Consider the following 15697-nt stretch of genomic DNA (forward strand, 5'->3'; position numbering starts at 1 on the left):
TCGGGACCTAAGCCGAGGCCGAAAGGCGTAGGCGATGGACAACAGGTTGATATTCCTGTACCACCTATACATCGTTTGAACGATGGGGGACGCAGAAGGATAGGGTAAGCGCGCTGTTGGATATGCGCGTCCAAGCAGTTAGGCCGGAAACGAGGCAAATCCCGTTTCCATTAAGGCGGAGCTGTGATGGCGAGGGAAATATAGTACCGAAGTTCCTGATTCCACGCTGCCAAGAAAAGCCTCTAGTGAGATGTAAGGTGCCCGTACCGCAAACCGACACAGGTAGGCGAGGAGAGAATCCTAAGGTGTGCGAGAGAACTCTCGTTAAGGAACTCGGCAAAATGACCCCGTAACTTCGGGAGAAGGGGTGCTTTTTAGGGTGAATAGCCCAGAAAAGCCGCAGTGAATAGGCCCAGGCGACTGTTTAGCAAAAACACAGGTCTCTGCGAAGCCGCAAGGCGAAGTATAGGGGCTGACACCTGCCCGGTGCTGGAAGGTTAAGGGGAGAGGTTAGCGCAAGCGAAGCTTTGAACCGAAGCCCCAGTAAACGGCGGCCGTAACTATAACGGTCCTAAGGTAGCGAAATTCCTTGTCGGGTAAGTTCCGACCCGCACGAAAGGTGTAACGATCTGGGCACTGTCTCAACGAGAGACTCGGTGAAATTATAGTACCTGTGAAGATGCAGGTTACCCGCGACAGGACGGAAAGACCCCGTGGAGCTTTACTGCAGCCTGATATTGAATTTTGGTACAGCTTGTACAGGATAGGTAGGAGCCTGAGAAGCCGGAGCGCTAGCTTCGGTGGAGGCGTTGGTGGGATACTACCCTGGCTGTATTGAAATTCTAACCCGCGCCCCTTATCGGGGTGGGAGACAGTGTCAGGTGGGCAGTTTGACTGGGGCGGTCGCCTCCTAAAGAGTAACGGAGGCGCCCAAAGGTTCCCTCAGAATGGTTGGAAATCATTCGTAGAGTGTAAAGGCACAAGGGAGCTTGACTGCGAGACCTACAAGTCGAGCAGGGACGAAAGTCGGGCTTAGTGATCCGGTGGTTCCGCATGGAAGGGCCATCGCTCAACGGATAAAAGCTACCCCGGGGATAACAGGCTTATCTCCCCAAGAGTCCACATCGACGGGGAGGTTTGGCACCTCGATGTCGGCTCATCGCATCCTGGGGCTGTAGTCGGTCCCAAGGGTTGGGCTGTTCGCCCATTAAAGCGGTACGCGAGCTGGGTTCAGAACGTCGTGAGACAGTTCGGTCCCTATCCGTCGCGGGCGCAGGAAATTTGAGAGGAGCTGTCCTTAGTACGAGAGGACCGGGATGGACGCACCGCTGGTGTACCAGTTGTCTTGCCAAAGGCATAGCTGGGTAGCTACGTGCGGACGGGATAAGTGCTGAAAGCATCTAAGCATGAAGCCCCCCTCAAGATGAGATTTCCCATGGCGTAAGCTAGTAAGATCCCTGAAAGATGATCAGGTTGATAGGTCAGAGGTGGAAGCGTGGCGACATGTGGAGCTGACTGATACTAATAGATCGAGGACTTAACCAACGCTTTAAAAAAATGAAATACCTTCTTATTATCTAGTTTTGAAGGAATGAAAATTTCTTCTTGCATTTTCTCAAAAAGACGTTATAATAATATATGTCTTGAAAAAATGTTAACATTGTTTGGTGACGATAGCGAAGAGGTCACACCCGTTCCCATTCCGAACACGGCAGTTAAGCTCTTCAGCGCCGATGGTAGTTGGGGGTTTCCCCCTGTGAGAGTAGGACGTCGCCAAGCTTATATTGTTCCGCAGTAGCTCAGTGGTAGAGCATTCGGCTGTTAACCGAACGGTCGTAGGTTCGAGTCCTACCTGCGGAGCCATTATTGGAGAGCTGTCCGAGTGGCCGAAGGAGCACGATTGGAAATCGTGTAGACGGGTAACCCTGTCTCAAGGGTTCAAATCCCTTGCTCTCCGCCATTTATACCTGGCCCGTTGGTCAAGCGGTTAAGACACCGCCCTTTCACGGCGGTAACACGGGTTCGAATCCCGTACGGGTCACCATTTAGACAACATATTGGAGGATTAGCTCAGCTGGGAGAGCATCTGCCTTACAAGCAGAGGGTCGGCGGTTCGATCCCGTCATCCTCCACCATTATTCAATAAGATCAGGTTGTTTCTCTATAAAGGATTGATCATTCATCCCCTTGAAACGCTCAACACGAAAACTTGATTCATAATAGTAACATTAATACCGTCGCGGGGTGGAGCAGTCCGGTAGCTCGTCGGGCTCATAACCCGAAGGTCGCAGGTTCAAATCCTGTCCCCGCAATCTATGGTCCCGTGGTGTAGCGGTTAACATGCCTGCCTGTCACGCAGGAGATCGCGGGTTCGATTCCCGTCGGGACCGCCATTTTATTGTTTGGCTCAGTAGCTCAGTCGGTAGAGCAAAGGACTGAAAATCCTTGTGTCGGCGGTTCGATTCCGTCCTGAGCCACCATAGTAGTGCCGGTGTAGCTCAACTGGTAGAGCAACTGACTTGTAATCAGTAGGTTGGGGGTTCAAGTCCTCTTGCCGGCACCATGTTTCATCCATATGCGGAGGGGTAGCGAAGTGGCTAAACGCGGCGGACTGTAAATCCGCTCCTTCGGGTTCGGCAGTTCGAATCTGCCCCCCTCCACCATCTTTCTTACAGGGGTATAGTTTAAAGGTAGAACAGAGGTCTCCAAAACCTCCAGTGTGGGTTCGATTCCTACTACCCCTGCCAATTTCAATCCTATAATGGCGATTGTGGCGAAGTGGTTAACGCACCTGATTGTGGTTCAGGCATTCGTGGGTTCGATTCCCATCAGTCGCCCCATTTAATAAAACATGGTATAATGATTACAACGTTAATGGGCTATAGCCAAGCGGTAAGGCAACGGATTTTGATTCCGTCATGCGAAGGTTCGATCCCTTCTAGCCCAGCCATATGCGAAAGTAGTTCAGTGGTAGAATACAACCTTGCCAAGGTTGGGGTCGCGGGTTCGAATCCCGTCTTTCGCTCCAAAAACGTTGGCGGCATAGCCAAGCGGTAAGGCAGAGGTCTGCAAAACCTTTACCACCGGTTCGATTCCGGTTGCCGCCTCCAACATACATGCCGGTGTGGCGGAATTGGCAGACGCGCACGACTCAAAATCGTGTTCCTCTGGAGTGCCGGTTCGACCCCGGCCACCGGTATCACGAATAGCGAAGAATCGCTATTACAAAAAGCTTCACACTTAATTGTGTGAAGCTTTTTTGTGTTTATGGCGCACTATAACATATGTACAAATAATGTGCGGGATTATTGTGCATTGATTTTTCATCACTCAAGAATGGAGGCGATACATGAATTTAGGTGCCACAGATATTGTGGGGAGTGATAAGAAATATTTAAAAATTATTTGATCAGCAATAGTATAGAGTACGTTTGTTCTAATGATGAAAATAAAAAACGAATGGAAAGAGCATTAACTCTCCCATTCGTTCCAAAACAATAAATTTAGATTTCAATATTGATTGCATTTAGCTCCGCTTCCGTATAGCCAGAAGAGGATAGTGCGATTTCAATTTCTTCGGCAGCCTTATAATCAAATAATTTAAATTTAGACATTAAAGCGAAAGCATTTTGATTTTCAATTGCCAGGGCAACAGCTTCCACGTCTTGCAGTAGCTTCAGGTCTTCAATGTAGAATTGAGCGGTTCTCATCGCTAAATACTCATTCATTGTAGTCGAATTGTAGAAAAGATTTGTTAAAGTGGTGATTGCGTTAGGAACGAAAATCTTATTCATACTTACCCCTCCAATATTCTTAATATTCTGTCATTAATTCATTTCTAGTATGAGTCACGATAAAAATGTTGTCAATCTTTATCTTATGAGCATTTTAACTCACCAAATGAAAGTAAATCCGTACCAAATTGATAAAACGAAAACAGGCTATTACAAAGGCAAAAGTGATTGGGAATGAATGCTGCTGAGTTTATGAAACGAACCAACTTACATGTGACATGTTGATTTAAGCTAGATTAATAGGTCTGGTTGAGCATCAAAAAGCCAATGTCACAAGTGGCACGATTAAGAAGAATGTTTTAGAATTTTTTTAGAGATTCTTTCATTGATGATTTCCTTTCTTTGTTTAAAATTATCGAAAGGCTTGTAAAACAACAGATCCTTATTGACTGTGAAGAAGGAGGGCTTCCACATTACGCAGCTCTCCGAATGAAACACTATCAGCCACAATTATTTGCAATGTTCTCGTAGCTGTCATTCGTTTGTCTGGATGCTTCATTTGTAGATGCTTTTGTATCGCTCGGAATAGTTCATTATTTTCTGGACGGTTGGCGTTATAGATTTCTTGTAAACTCTTCGATTTTCCCATGGCTTTTCCTACTTTCCATAAGTGTGAAAGACATATGAAAGCTTAATATTATTCGTATGTCTATATTTCCGTCTGAGCACGTCTAATTCCTTCTTTTTTCAATTAAATCTTCTTTAAAGAACAGGGAAGTTGCTCCTGACTTTTTTACATGGCGTTAGCTTAGCTGTCTTACTGCTTGACTGTTGCCTGTATATGTTGTTGTTTTCCTTTGTCTTTAACACGACCAAAGCAATGCAGAATCATGTTCTGCATTGTGTTGTTAGAATGTTCATATTGAGACATGTAGCACTAGTCCGTTATCAACCAGGAAATTAGCTCTTTTAACCTTACTTCTATTTATTTTCCGCTTCGTACTTTTTCTAAATAATATCAATGAAATATGGTAATAAATAAAAAACCACTATTTAAGAACACTTCAAATAACAAATTTTCTAAGGGGCGGCAAAATGTGAACAATATGGGATGTCAATGCAGGTCCAATGACGAGTTACAGCAACTGGTCGATCAGGCAAAAGAATATACAAATATGGGAAAGGTAGCGGACTATATACCGGCCCTTGAAAAGGCGAATCCTGGGGATTTATCTGTTGCTATTTACTATCCTGACGGAAAAGGATATTGTGCGGGGGATGTAAGTGGGAAAATGACACTGCAAAGCATATCGAAAGTTTTGACACTTGCTCTCGTATTAATGGAAAAAGGGGAGGAATATGTCTTTTCCTATGTAGGTAAGGAACCCACCGGCGACCCTTTCAATTCGATTGCCAAGTTAGAGACAAACAAGCCATCCAAACCGTTAAATCCGATGATCAATGCAGGAGCATTGACTGTGACCCACATGATCGCAGGTGATAGTGTGAATGAACGATTTCAGCGTATTTTAGATTTTATCCGGGAATTGACTCAAAACCCCACGATTGGTTTTAATGAAGATGTAGCCCGGTCAGAATACAATACAGCAGACTTAAATAGGTCGTTAAGCTATTTTTTAAAGCAGCATAATGTAATAAATGAGGATGTGGAGGACTTAATCGAATTGTACTCGAAGCAGTGTGCCATTGAAATGGATAGTCAGGATTTGGCAAGGATAGGCTGTGTGCTGGCCATGAATGGGAAAGATTTGTTGACGGGAAAGCAAATCATCCCCGGGGATATTGCCCGTATTTGCAAGACATTCATGGTCACTTGCGGCATGTATAACGCATCAGGTGAATTTGCCATCAATGTGGGCATACCGGCAAAAAGCGGTGTGTCAGGGGGAATCATGGGGGCCGTTCCCGGAAAATGTGGAATTGGAATTTATGGTGCAGCGCTGGATGAGAAGGGGAACAGCGTTGCGGGGATAAAAATCTTGGAAATGATGGCGAAAAAGTATTCTTTAAGTATGTTTAATTTTTAAACCTTGACCATTAGCGGTGGGGCGATGATATTAATCAAATTATTTTTCATTCGGATGCTGTCTGGCTAAGGAGAGTCAGAGAAGAGAGAGAATAAAGCTTGGAATAAGAGCTTTTTCGTTTGTTTGGTATGGTCTTACAGGAAAAGGCCTATCTGATACGATTGGTACAGTAGGATTATCAATTGAGGTTCAGTCTAAAGCCTGAAAGGAACAAATCACTCACTTTCACGGCAAAAAAAGGACCTCTGCACATTCGGCAAGGGTCTTAAGGTGATCATAACAAGTTGGATAGGAGAGATACTTTTTTATATAATGCATGTACCTCTTTATTTCGATGTTCCCCGATGTCATTTCTTAGGTGGCCTTCCATATCGGTCATTAAATCAGCTAATTTCAATGCCTTTTGCCTATCAGAAATATTGCTTCGAATGATGGATTCATATTTTGCATTGTATTCAGTCAGTGACATTTCTTCCGTCCTCCCATAATATCATTTAAGCTGTCCTCTGTTCCTTCATCAGCAATCCCAATGTACTTTAGTGTAATTTCAGGATGTGAATGATTAAGGATCGTTTGTAATTCAGCAAGGTCCTTACTTCGTTTATAGTGCCAGTACCCGAACGTTTTCCGCATGGTATGGGTACCGACGCCCTCGATGTCCACCATGTCCGCTGCTTTATTAAGCTGTCTGTAAGCCTGAATCTTGCTAATTGGCTTATCGCCCTTGCGTGAAGGGAATAGCCATTCACCATCGATGGTCGCTATATAAGCTGCCAATTCATTACATACATTATTAAGCTGTATTATTCTTGGCTTTTTTGTTTTGCCTTCCTTGATGATGACCTCCATCTTACCTTTAATGTCCTTTATCTTCAGCGATAATAAATCAGACACACGCAAGCCGGTATTAATGCCTAACAGAAACAATATGTAGTCTCTCTCGCTGCAATGTCTCTTCAGTGACCATTTCATATCATCTAATTTTTCCAATGATCTGATTGGTTGAACGTCAATTAAATGTTCTTTTGGCAAATGAGATCACCCTTATTTCATGCTAATGGAATCAGTGTTTTGAATGTATACTTTTTTTATTAATTTAAGAGTAACATTTGAAAAGGATGGAAGTCAATGTGATGGGTCTATGATATTTTTTGGACTGTCCACGGTTAGGAGAATTTTAGTTGTTTATTCGTATTAAGGCAGAATAATGGCATTAAAAACTTCTGGAACTTGATATAATGAATCTATAGGAATATTCTTCTAAACTGGCGTTTTGATGGATATTTAATAGATGAATTAATTCATTCTGAATTTATTATGCTTTAACAGGATTGGGGTAACCAACATGAAGAGAGGTTTAGTTATATTGAAAAAGTTACAGCCTTTAATGTCAAGGGTGTTTACTATGGCAATAATGGTTGCGGTTTTTTACTGTATGTTCATGTTCGCAGACTTGGAGAAGGAAAAGACAGACAACGGCGGGCGTCATAACGAGCAGTCCGTTAATTTTGAAAAGACGAGCGATCAAGAAGAGAAGCCTGCAGGTTCTTTGGTGAACTATTGTAAAGATAGTGCTAATGAGAGTCGCACCTCCAGTTGGTTTGGTATTGAAGAAGACGTTCTGGAACCCAGCGAATATACGGTTGAATGCATGGAACACTTGGAATAGCAGCAGAGTTCCTATGGATCAACCGTAAATTTGAAGTTCAGGACAATAAGGATTCTGGACATCAGGGTTTAGCGAAAAGGTAAGGACATATAGCCGAACATTTTCGTGAGCGTGGGACATCCAAAAGCTGGTGGCTTAATGGAAACGGAGTGGAATTCACGGGAATATAAGTGTTTTGGAAAATAAGGCTTCGCCGAAATGATTGGTGACGAACGGGTACACAGGGGGGAGGCCATATCTGTTGCATATAGAACATTGACAATGGCCTGTTTGGATCTTGACCAAACAGGTTTTTAGTATGAAAGGAAATCCAATGGAAAGAATGGAATAGAATATTATGAAGAATGAAGGAAAATTTTCCACCCCCATATCTTTTTCACTTTCTGAAACGTTTATAGGATAGAGGGTGTTGAAGGAGTGAGAAAAATGATAAATAAGTTAAGGGAAGATATTTCTGAAGAAAAGGATAACGGTGCGATCTTGCGTGAAGTCTATCCTGAATTGCTTCGGTTTTGCCGATTCCTAACCCAAAATAATTGGGATGGGGATGATTTGGCACAAGAAACGATATTGAAGGCAATGCAGGGCTATGGTAAGAAAACCGAGATAACAACGGCTTTATTGAAAACGATAGCCCGCCATTCCTGGATTGATACGATACGAAAAAGGAAAAAAGAATCATTAGACGAACTGTTGGATACCGAACAACAGGGATCAGTTGGGGAAAATGCCTTTGAAACGGTTGAATATATAATAAAGTCACTTACCCCGAAACAAGCTGTTGTTTTCCTGTTAAAGGAAGGATTCCTCTATCGGATAAAAGAAATATCAGAATATTTGCACACCACAGAAACGGCTGTAAAGGCAATCTTGAACCGTGTGAAAAAGCGTTTTGCCGATGAGGCTGAAGAGCGTAAGTTGTCTTGTGTGGAAGATTGGCAAGGTGATGAGGAACAGCGGCTCGTGTCCCTGATGACTAAGGCTTTAAAAGCCCAGAATCCTGATATCCTCATTAGAAGCATCCCATCTTTCAAATCCTTGAACAGTGAATCGATGATTCCTAAACTGATGAATCGTTCGATTCTTTCCAAATCAAGCTTCACTCCTTCAAACACACTCTCAATGGCTGCATAGCCAATATCATTGATAGGAGGAAGAAGAGATATGACCACAATTCCATATGTAATTGAGCAATCAGGCAAGGGTGAGCGCTCGTATGATATTTATTCCAGACTTCTAAAAGACCGTATCATCATGATTGGGGAAGAAATCACCGATCATTTAGCCAATAGTGTGGTTGCCCAATTGTTATTCTTGGCAGCAGATGCACCTGAGAAGGAAATTACCATTTTCATAAACAGTCCGGGGGGATCGACCAGTGCCGGTTTCGCCATTTATGATACGATGCAATATATTAAGCCTGATATCCGGACTGTATGTACGGGGATGGCTGCATCATTCGGTGCCATGCTTTTATTGGCGGGTACGAAAGGGAAACGGTGCGCTTTGCCAAATAGTGAAATCATGCTTCATCAACCGCTTGGTGGGGCGAGGGGGCAAGCCACGGAAATTGAAATTTCTGCCCGAAGGATTTTGAAACTAAAGGATCATATCAATCAAATCATCTCGGAAAGGACTGGGCAGCCTATCGAAAAGGTGGCGAAGGACACCGATCGTGATTACTTCTTAAGCGCAATAGAGGCGAAGGATTACGGTATAATCGATGAAATAATCGTTCAAGATAATTAATCCTGGTAAAAAAGCCATCAGTAAACTCAAAAATAAGCTGGATGAAAACGAAAAGAAACTGTAGATATCTATATCGGCAGTTTCTTTTTTACCTTCGACATTACTCCATTTATTTATTTTCAAATCCCCATACCTCGTTCCAATACTTTTTTGGATCCACTAATGTAGCTTCATCTCAATGGCCGCATAGCCAATATTATTTTAGGAGGAAGAAGAGATATGACCACCATTCCATATGTGTGAAAAAATAGAAGGGTGCCCAGGGTGATTATTGATATCTGAAACTACTGAAATTCTTTTTGAAAAGGGCTGAGAAAAGGATTTTGGATGTCTACCTTTTCTGGATAGTCCATCCATTTAATATGTTAAAATAAATATTATCTAACATTATCAATATCTTGGAGGAAGTTTCTATGAAGAAAACGCAAAAGGTTTTACTTATTAGTGGAATCTTTGTTGGGGCATTATTCGGGTTGGGGATTGCTTCCTTTAAAATCATGGAAAACTCCAATGATTACGAAAAAGCACAACTGGAGATTGAAGCCAGGGAAACCAAAGAACAAATTGAAAGAGAAAGAGAGGATGTGAAAATCAAAGCCCAAAGGGAAGCGAAAGCTAAAGCGGCGGAACTTGAAGCGAAAACAGCCATATATGATGGGATTGAATTTGAAACAGGACTTGATGGAGACTCAACCGAAACGGAAGTCATGGACGTCATGCATAAAATGACTCATCAAAAAGTTCGATCGCAAGATAAATGGGGAGCTATACCGATGTCCCCTAAGATTATAGAAGAGGTTTATAAAATAGTGGATTTAAGTGATTTTCAGCATAGAGATAGATTACTCGGCATTGCTGCCAGGTGGCGGGACTTTAATTTTAGCACGATCGTTCAGGACCATAACTTCTTTTGGGAAGACAAAGAAGGCACCGTTGGAAAAGCCCATGGCACATTAAGTGCGGCAGAAGAGATTGAATTCATTGAAGTGAATTTTAAGTGAGGCCATTTGCAGGGAAGTACTGAATATATCAAAGGGCGAGTTGATAAGATCTGTTCAATAAAGAAAACACTTAAACCTCCTGCAATAAGGCCAGTTCCTCAGGAGGTTTGAGTGTTTACAATTCAACTCAGTCATTCGCTTATGGGGAAGTCAAGCAATGGAACCTTTCATTCTATACATGAGTTTTATTTCTTAATAATTAGTTTGCTAGACTCGTTCTCCTTGTTTACGGGAACGTCTTTTCCTACTGTGACCCTGCGAACGACGCGGTGCTGGTCCCCGTAATCGGCAATAGCGTAATGCTGCGTGGCTAGGTTATCCCAAATGACCACGTCCCCTTCACTCCATTGCCAACGCACGGTATTTTCTAAGCGCGTGACGTATGAATCGAAGATGCTTAATAATCTTTCAGATTCACTTGTTGTATATCCTTCCACTCTGCCGGCAAAGCCACCTAATAATAAATGTCTTTTTCCGGTTTCTGCGTGCACGTGAACGACTGGGTGCCTTGTTTTATAAATGGTCGATTCGAATATATCACGATATTTCTTTTTAACCTCATCATCAATGTTTTCGGCTGGTTTGAATTGTGCATAATCATATTCATTTGTATGGATCGCCCATAGTTCATCAGCTAAATTCTTCAATCCCTCAGGCAGGTCCTCATATGCTTTATTCGTATTTGCCCATACTGTATCGCCTCCAACATCAGGGATGGTTACACCTCTTAAAACAGAGTATTTGGGGACCTCTGGAACAAAAGTGACATCAGTATGCCAATGGTTTGCTTTAGCGCCCCGTTCGGAATCAAGTTCGAAAATATAGTTAGTGTTGTCTTTGACCGGTACTGTAGGATGCGCATAAGGTTCACCCAATAGTTTGGCAAATGCCTCTTGGCTGGCATCGTCCAAATGACTTTGACCCTTGAAGAATACGACTTTATGATCGTTTAACGCTTGTTTGATTTCATTGAAAATAGCTAAATCCAAGTCTCCGCTTAATTGGACTCCTTGAATTTCCGCACCAATCCTTCCTGCTACGGGTACCACTATTAATTGTTGTGTTTTAGTTTCCGTCATAATCAATCTCCTCCTATAAGGTATGTTTTTTTATTTTTTAAAGGCTGCATCAATGTATTCATTGTGGATCTGGTTTTTAAAATTAAATGATTTCTTGATATAACCCACACCAGCTAAAGTATCGATTGATTCTTGTTGTGCCTTGATGGCATCATCGGTAAAGTAGATATTTGGTTCTTCAGCCGTTATTATTTTCTTGACTGTGCTCACAGGCAATTTAGTTTCTTTAGAATAAATTTCAGAGGCTTCATCTGGATTTGCAATTTGCCAATCGGCAGCTTTTTTATAAACCTTTAAATAGGCCTCGACAATTTCAGGATGTGCTTTTGCAAATTCGTTACGTGCAATGATTGCACCAGGAGCTAATATTTTTTCTTTTACTTTAAGTGCGACTGCATTCCCTTTTTTAATATTATTAAGGTAATAAGGGTTCCATATCGCCCAGGCGTCCAATTGTTTGGTTTCAAAAGCGGATTGAGCATCATCCGGTTGTAAATTGATGAGTTTAATATCATCAATCGTTAAACCATGTGCTTTCAATGCCTTGATTAAATACACATGACCTGTTGTCCCGGAGGCAACACCGACCGTTTTTCCCTTTAAGTCTTCAATCTTCTTAATGTCTCCTTCTGGCTGAGCCAGGATCCGGACAGATGACTCACCTCGACCCGTTTGTGCAATCACTTCAAATGGCAGATTCTTATCAATTCCGGCAATCAGTGCACCATCCCCTAAAAAAGATAGGTCAACCCGATTGGAAGCGAGGGATTCCAAAAGCGGGGGACCACTCGGGAATTCACTCCACTCGATTTGGGCATCCAGTTTAGAAAACTCTTCGTCGAACAATCCCTTTTCCTTTGCAATGACCAATGGCCCCATCTTTCCATTTAAGGCAATATGAACTTTAAGTGGATCACTTTTCCCGGAAGCCTTGCCGGCATCGGAATTGCAACCTGCCAATACAGCAATGCTAATGATGGCAAGCAATACGGCGGTTAACTTGTTACGGTATCCCTTCATGAATTCCCTCCTTTTTTATTACACTTACCTCATCTGGATAGTCAGATTAATGACAAAAAGAGATTCAACGAAGAGTATGCAGGGTTACTCTCCATTGAATCTCCGGTAGTCCAGTTGATTCACATGACCTATATTTAATTGGTTTTTTGTGAAGCGGATTTGTGTATGAATGCATCTTATCAGGTGTTAGAATAATCTGTCAATTCCTTTTTTAATTAATCCGATAAAATAAATTGGTATTGAGTGTTGATTATAAATAATCGATAAGTTAATATAAAATGAAATATAGAATCGACTAGTTAACTAGAGATTCAGCAAAGGGACAATATGTGCCTTATTGCTGGATCTCTATTCTTTTTATTTGAGAAAGGGTGAGGTTATTGGTAGCGATGTTAGAAATGAATCATGTAAGCAAAACATTTAAGAATGATAATGAAAGTGTCCATGTTTTGGATAATTTAAATCTGCACGTAAAAAATGGTGAGTTCGTCACCATCATTGGTCCGAGCGGCTGCGGGAAAAGTACATTATTAAAGCTGATCGCAGGACTTGATTCAGACTTTGACGGCACGATCATAGCAGGGGATCATCCGGTTAGCGCCCCTTCTAAAGAACGTGGTTTCATTTTTCAGGAGCACCGCTTATTTCCATGGCTGAATGTGGAGAAAAATATTGCAGGTAACCTTCCATTAAAAAAAACGGACATTAGAAAAAGGGTGGACGCTTTAATTTCACTTGTTAAGCTAAAAGGATTTGAAAAGGCGTATCCACGCCAATTATCCGGTGGAATGTCGCAGCGTGTTGCCATTGCCAGGGCCTTATTACGTAATCCTGAAGTTTTATTGCTGGATGAGCCATTCGGTGCATTGGATGCTTTCACGCGAACGCATCTTCAAGAGGCTTTACTAGAAATATGGGAGAGGAATATGACAACGATGGTGCTTGTCACCCATGATATTGATGAATCCATCTTTTTATCGAGCAAAGTGGTAGTCATGGAGGCAAAGCCTGGACGGATTAAAGCTATCGTTCCAATCGATTTACCATATCCAAGAACTCGAACAAGCAAAGCGTTCCAGGAATTCAGGACTGTCATTTTAACCCAACTTGATCATCATCCGGAAGAAAGGGAAGATTGGAGCATTTAATTAATTTTTGAAAAAAGGAAGGATGAAAAATATGTCTACACAGACCGTTGCTCAAAACAAGTCGCTTGTCATGAGGAAAACGAAAAAACAATCCAAACTTGCCAAATCAGCATTGCGGGGTTCGTTCCTTCCTGTTGTCGTGTTGATTGCATGGCAATCATTAGGTTCGGTTGGCATCCTGCCTGCTCAATTATTCTCATCTCCTTTATTGATCGTCACGACTTTCATTGATCTCGTTCGGTCAGGGGAAATGGGCATGCATTTACAAATCAGTTTAACGCGGGCTCTTCTTGGCTTTGCATTAGGTGGTTTTTTAGGCTTATTGCTAGGAGTCATCGTGGGCATGCAAAAAAAATCCGAAGAATATCTTAATCCGAGCATTCAAATGTTACGAACGGTTCCTTTACTTGCGATTACCCCTTTATTCATTATGTGGTTCGGGTTTGGTGAACTATCCAAAGTGCTGCTTATTGCTTTAGGTGCTTTTTTTCCTCTATATTTACAAACTTTTTTGGGCCTTCGGAATGTGGATAAAAAACTATACGATGTTGCCAGAATCTTAGAGTTTAGCCGTCTGGAACAAATAACGAAGCTCATGATTCCGGCAGCTTTGCCAAACATATTGCTTGGTATCCGTTTAGCCTTAAGTGCGGCTTGGATGTGCCTGGTCGTAGCTGAATTGTTGGGTGCGGATAGAGGAGTGGGCTTCATGATCCAGGATGCCCGTTCATTCATGCAGACGGACGTCGTATTCGTAGGCATCATCATTTTTGCCGTCGCTGGCAAAATCTCCGATTCGTTTGTCCGCTTTTTAGAAAATCATTTACTGAAATGGCAAGATAGTTTTAAAGCCTAATTGAAAAGGATGACCGCTCGGTTTTGGGAGGTCATCCTTTTTCTTGTTTGGTAATGTTTGTTTAATCTATTTCTCTATGTAAGGGCAAATAAATGGTGAAGGATGTCCCTTTGTTCAATTCGCTCTGCACCACGATTTTCCCTTTGTATTTTTGAACGATGGAATAACAAACGGTCAGTCCGATACCTGTTCCCCTGTCTTTAAGCGAATAAAAAGGGGTACCGAGTATTTCAAGCTGTTTTTTGGAGAGGCCCATTCCTGTATCCGTTATTCGTATTTTTGCCATAGTGCCTTCCTGCCCTGTTTCCACTTTGATGAATCCGGGATTGTTCATTGACTCAATTCCATTTTTTATGATATTGACCAGTATCTGTTTAAGCTCGATGGGACTCATGTTAATGTGCAGGTCGTCACGGAAATCCAAGAGAAAGCCTATGTTTCGATTATTGGCGAAACTCGTTAATAGATCGGAAATCTTTTGGATCTCGAAATTTAAAGGAATGACCTCTACATTATCCGTTTGCGGTTTTGCCAAAGACAAATAATCATTGATTATCACTTGGGTATATTCGAGTTCTGTGAGTATGGTCTGTACATAAAATTTTTCCGTTTCATTCAGTTCCTTCTCTTGGTCCAATAACTGGGCAAACCCTTTCACGACTGTAATCGGATTACGTATCTCATGTGCAATGGTGGCAGCGAGCTGTCCGATTGAGTTCAGTTGCTTGGCCTGCTGTATTTCCTTGTGAAATGCATTTGTGGATTCGACCCTATTATTGGTTCCTATGAATACGAATACCAATATGATTTGTATGGCGATAAAATTAAGCGTGTTGCCGAAACTATCCAAAGCGACATATTCATAAGTGTTTTGAAGATCCGTTTTTGAAATGATCAAGATGGAAGCGGGACCTAATATGAAATTTAAAGTGGCGACAATATAAAACCCGATTTTATCAAAGAGAAAAATGGGAATCAAGGGTGCTAAAGAAAATAAAGCCAACATGATTGCGGTATTTGGGAATATCAAGAATTTTCCATATAAATAAACAGTAATTAAGAAAATGAATAGGGTTTTATAAAAATTGACTTCAGTTTTTAAGTAAAATAACAGAGAAATTATCATCCCCGATATTAAAATGACCTGCAATATCATCTCGTAGGGATTATCTTTCCAACTTATAGGTGATACTGAAATCCCAACTAATAGTAAAAGGGATATCATTGCCATGAATGCTTTCAGTATAAATCGGTGTTTGTTTTGATAATATTGATAATTTTTTAACATAATTCCCCTTAATATTAATATTCTGTTTGTTTGTTTAATAGTAATATGATACTAGTTTTTTGTAAATCAGAAAAAGATAGGTGTTGCCATCGATATTTTTTCTAT

At 41.8% G+C, this 15697-nt stretch carries 14 protein-coding genes, 15 tRNA genes and 2 rRNA genes (1 of these 31 running past the window's edge); 24 read left to right on the top strand and 7 right to left on the bottom strand.

Going from position 1 to position 15697, the window contains the following annotated elements:
• From JNUCC41_RS12820 to JNUCC41_RS12900, 17 genes are all read left to right on the top strand, one after another.
• Positions 1-1545 (top strand): 23S ribosomal RNA (locus JNUCC41_RS12820) (it extends 1386 nt beyond the left edge of the window).
• A 118-nt stretch (positions 1546-1663) separates the two neighbouring features.
• Positions 1664-1779 (top strand): 5S ribosomal RNA (gene rrf / locus JNUCC41_RS12825).
• Between the two features lie 9 nt (positions 1780-1788).
• A tRNA-Asn gene (locus JNUCC41_RS12830) sits at positions 1789-1863 on the top strand.
• 5 nt (positions 1864-1868) lie between these two features.
• Positions 1869-1960: transfer RNA gene (locus JNUCC41_RS12835), tRNA-Ser, on the top strand.
• A gap of 9 nt (positions 1961-1969) precedes the next feature.
• Positions 1970-2044, top strand: a tRNA-Glu gene (locus tag JNUCC41_RS12840).
• Between the two features lie 15 nt (positions 2045-2059).
• Positions 2060-2135: transfer RNA gene (locus JNUCC41_RS12845), tRNA-Val, on the top strand.
• A gap of 103 nt (positions 2136-2238) precedes the next feature.
• Positions 2239-2312, top strand: a tRNA-Met gene (locus JNUCC41_RS12850).
• A 5-nt stretch (positions 2313-2317) separates the two neighbouring features.
• Positions 2318-2393, top strand: a tRNA-Asp gene (locus JNUCC41_RS12855).
• Between the two features lie 11 nt (positions 2394-2404).
• A tRNA-Phe gene (locus JNUCC41_RS12860) sits at positions 2405-2480 on the top strand.
• Between the two features lie 7 nt (positions 2481-2487).
• Positions 2488-2563: transfer RNA gene (locus JNUCC41_RS12865), tRNA-Thr, on the top strand.
• A gap of 16 nt (positions 2564-2579) precedes the next feature.
• Positions 2580-2663 (top strand) — tRNA-Tyr (locus JNUCC41_RS12870).
• Between the two features lie 10 nt (positions 2664-2673).
• Positions 2674-2747: transfer RNA gene (locus tag JNUCC41_RS12875), tRNA-Trp, on the top strand.
• 17 nt (positions 2748-2764) lie between these two features.
• Positions 2765-2840, top strand: a tRNA-His gene (locus JNUCC41_RS12880).
• Between the two features lie 35 nt (positions 2841-2875).
• Positions 2876-2950 (top strand) — tRNA-Gln (locus tag JNUCC41_RS12885).
• A 3-nt stretch (positions 2951-2953) separates the two neighbouring features.
• Positions 2954-3028 (top strand) — tRNA-Gly (locus JNUCC41_RS12890).
• An 8-nt stretch (positions 3029-3036) separates the two neighbouring features.
• Positions 3037-3110 (top strand) — tRNA-Cys (locus JNUCC41_RS12895).
• Between the two features lie 8 nt (positions 3111-3118).
• Positions 3119-3199: transfer RNA gene (locus JNUCC41_RS12900), tRNA-Leu, on the top strand.
• A 304-nt stretch (positions 3200-3503) separates the two neighbouring features.
• Here the strand turns inward: JNUCC41_RS12900 and JNUCC41_RS12905 are convergent.
• Together JNUCC41_RS12905 and JNUCC41_RS12910 are read right to left on the bottom strand one after the other, a co-directional pair.
• On the bottom strand, positions 3504-3794 hold the full coding sequence (locus tag JNUCC41_RS12905) for a hypothetical protein (protein WP_192207899.1): 291 nt from the start codon (positions 3792-3794) through the stop codon (positions 3504-3506).
• Between the two features lie 382 nt (positions 3795-4176).
• On the bottom strand, positions 4177-4383 hold the full coding sequence (locus JNUCC41_RS12910) for a hypothetical protein (protein ID WP_192207900.1): 207 nt from the start codon (positions 4381-4383) through the stop codon (positions 4177-4179).
• Positions 4384-4840: 457 nt separating this feature from the next.
• Here JNUCC41_RS12910 and glsA point away from each other — a divergent pair, with 457 nt between their 5' ends.
• The gene (gene glsA, locus JNUCC41_RS12915) at positions 4841-5782 is read left to right on the top strand and encodes a glutaminase A (protein WP_192208149.1); all 942 of its coding nucleotides are present in this window, start codon (positions 4841-4843) and stop codon (positions 5780-5782) included.
• Between the two features lie 274 nt (positions 5783-6056).
• On the opposite strand, the gene JNUCC41_RS12920 is transcribed toward glsA, so the two are convergent.
• Both JNUCC41_RS12920 and JNUCC41_RS12925 read right to left on the bottom strand, forming a co-directional pair.
• Entirely contained in the window at positions 6057-6251 is a 195-nt protein-coding gene (locus JNUCC41_RS12920; RefSeq protein WP_192207901.1) for a hypothetical protein, read from the bottom strand.
• On the bottom strand, positions 6242-6754 hold the full coding sequence (locus tag JNUCC41_RS12925; protein WP_192208150.1) for a tyrosine-type recombinase/integrase: 513 nt from the start codon (positions 6752-6754) through the stop codon (positions 6242-6244). Before JNUCC41_RS12925 ends, JNUCC41_RS12920 begins: the two co-directional genes overlap by 10 nt.
• A gap of 373 nt (positions 6755-7127) precedes the next feature.
• Between JNUCC41_RS12925 and JNUCC41_RS12930 the strand changes: the two genes are divergently transcribed.
• The 4 genes from JNUCC41_RS12930 (at position 7128) to JNUCC41_RS12945 (ending at position 10201) form a co-directional block, all read left to right on the top strand.
• On the top strand, positions 7128-7451 hold the full coding sequence (locus JNUCC41_RS12930) for a hypothetical protein (RefSeq protein WP_192207902.1): 324 nt from the start codon (positions 7128-7130) through the stop codon (positions 7449-7451).
• Between the two features lie 426 nt (positions 7452-7877).
• The gene (locus JNUCC41_RS12935) at positions 7878-8585 is read left to right on the top strand and encodes a sigma-70 family RNA polymerase sigma factor (protein ID WP_192207903.1); all 708 of its coding nucleotides are present in this window, start codon (positions 7878-7880) and stop codon (positions 8583-8585) included.
• 30 nt (positions 8586-8615) lie between these two features.
• Complete coding sequence (gene clpP, locus JNUCC41_RS12940; RefSeq protein ID WP_098370859.1) at positions 8616-9200, top strand: ATP-dependent Clp endopeptidase proteolytic subunit ClpP; 585 nt, start codon at positions 8616-8618, stop codon at positions 9198-9200.
• Between the two features lie 413 nt (positions 9201-9613).
• On the top strand, positions 9614-10201 hold the full coding sequence (locus tag JNUCC41_RS12945) for a DUF6241 domain-containing protein (RefSeq protein ID WP_192207904.1): 588 nt from the start codon (positions 9614-9616) through the stop codon (positions 10199-10201).
• 185 nt (positions 10202-10386) lie between these two features.
• Here JNUCC41_RS12945 and JNUCC41_RS12950 read toward each other — a convergent pair whose 3' ends face one another.
• Both JNUCC41_RS12950 and JNUCC41_RS12955 read right to left on the bottom strand, forming a co-directional pair.
• Positions 10387-11280, bottom strand: coding sequence for a TauD/TfdA dioxygenase family protein (locus JNUCC41_RS12950; RefSeq protein ID WP_192207905.1), 894 nt, complete (start codon positions 11278-11280; stop codon positions 10387-10389).
• Between the two features lie 30 nt (positions 11281-11310).
• Positions 11311-12300, bottom strand: coding sequence for an aliphatic sulfonate ABC transporter substrate-binding protein (locus JNUCC41_RS12955; RefSeq protein WP_192207906.1), 990 nt, complete (start codon positions 12298-12300; stop codon positions 11311-11313).
• Positions 12301-12689: 389 nt separating this feature from the next.
• Here JNUCC41_RS12955 and JNUCC41_RS12960 point away from each other — a divergent pair, with 389 nt between their 5' ends.
• Together JNUCC41_RS12960 and JNUCC41_RS12965 are read left to right on the top strand one after the other, a co-directional pair.
• Positions 12690-13448 (top strand): ABC transporter ATP-binding protein, encoded by a 759-nt coding sequence (locus JNUCC41_RS12960; protein ID WP_192208151.1) that lies wholly within the window; start codon positions 12690-12692, stop codon positions 13446-13448.
• A gap of 22 nt (positions 13449-13470) precedes the next feature.
• The gene (locus tag JNUCC41_RS12965; RefSeq protein WP_370662513.1) at positions 13471-14304 is read left to right on the top strand and encodes an ABC transporter permease; all 834 of its coding nucleotides are present in this window, start codon (positions 13471-13473) and stop codon (positions 14302-14304) included.
• A 61-nt stretch (positions 14305-14365) separates the two neighbouring features.
• Here JNUCC41_RS12965 and JNUCC41_RS12970 read toward each other — a convergent pair whose 3' ends face one another.
• Complete coding sequence (locus JNUCC41_RS12970) at positions 14366-15592, bottom strand: ATP-binding protein (RefSeq protein ID WP_192207908.1); 1227 nt, start codon at positions 15590-15592, stop codon at positions 14366-14368.
• Between the last annotated feature and the right edge of the window lie 105 nt (positions 15593-15697).

Origin of the sequence: Brevibacillus sp. JNUCC-41 (assembly GCF_014844095.1) — a bacterium.
In the GTDB taxonomy this organism is placed as follows: domain Bacteria; phylum Bacillota; class Bacilli; order Bacillales; family DSM-1321; genus Peribacillus; species Peribacillus aracenensis.

Coding starts and splice junctions, on each gene's coding strand:
- JNUCC41_RS12905 (WP_192207899.1), bottom strand. CDS start 3,794: ATGAATAAGATTTTCGTTCCTAACGCAATCACCACTTTAACAAATCTT.
- JNUCC41_RS12910 (WP_192207900.1), bottom strand. CDS start 4,383: ATGGGAAAATCGAAGAGTTTACAAGAAATCTATAACGCCAACCGTCCA.
- glsA (WP_192208149.1), top strand. CDS start 4,841: ATGGGATGTCAATGCAGGTCCAATGACGAGTTACAGCAACTGGTCGAT.
- JNUCC41_RS12920 (WP_192207901.1), bottom strand. CDS start 6,251: ATGTCACTGACTGAATACAATGCAAAATATGAATCCATCATTCGAAGC.
- JNUCC41_RS12925 (WP_192208150.1), bottom strand. CDS start 6,754: ATGAAATGGTCACTGAAGAGACATTGCAGCGAGAGAGACTACATATTG.
- JNUCC41_RS12930 (WP_192207902.1), top strand. CDS start 7,128: ATGAAGAGAGGTTTAGTTATATTGAAAAAGTTACAGCCTTTAATGTCA.
- JNUCC41_RS12935 (WP_192207903.1), top strand. CDS start 7,878: ATGATAAATAAGTTAAGGGAAGATATTTCTGAAGAAAAGGATAACGGT.
- clpP (WP_098370859.1), top strand. CDS start 8,616: ATGACCACAATTCCATATGTAATTGAGCAATCAGGCAAGGGTGAGCGC.
- JNUCC41_RS12945 (WP_192207904.1), top strand. CDS start 9,614: ATGAAGAAAACGCAAAAGGTTTTACTTATTAGTGGAATCTTTGTTGGG.
- JNUCC41_RS12950 (WP_192207905.1), bottom strand. CDS start 11,280: ATGACGGAAACTAAAACACAACAATTAATAGTGGTACCCGTAGCAGGA.
- JNUCC41_RS12955 (WP_192207906.1), bottom strand. CDS start 12,300: ATGAAGGGATACCGTAACAAGTTAACCGCCGTATTGCTTGCCATCATT.
- JNUCC41_RS12960 (WP_192208151.1), top strand. CDS start 12,690: ATGTTAGAAATGAATCATGTAAGCAAAACATTTAAGAATGATAATGAA.
- JNUCC41_RS12965 (WP_370662513.1), top strand. CDS start 13,471: ATGAAAAATATGTCTACACAGACCGTTGCTCAAAACAAGTCGCTTGTC.
- JNUCC41_RS12970 (WP_192207908.1), bottom strand. CDS start 15,592: ATGTTAAAAAATTATCAATATTATCAAAACAAACACCGATTTATACTG.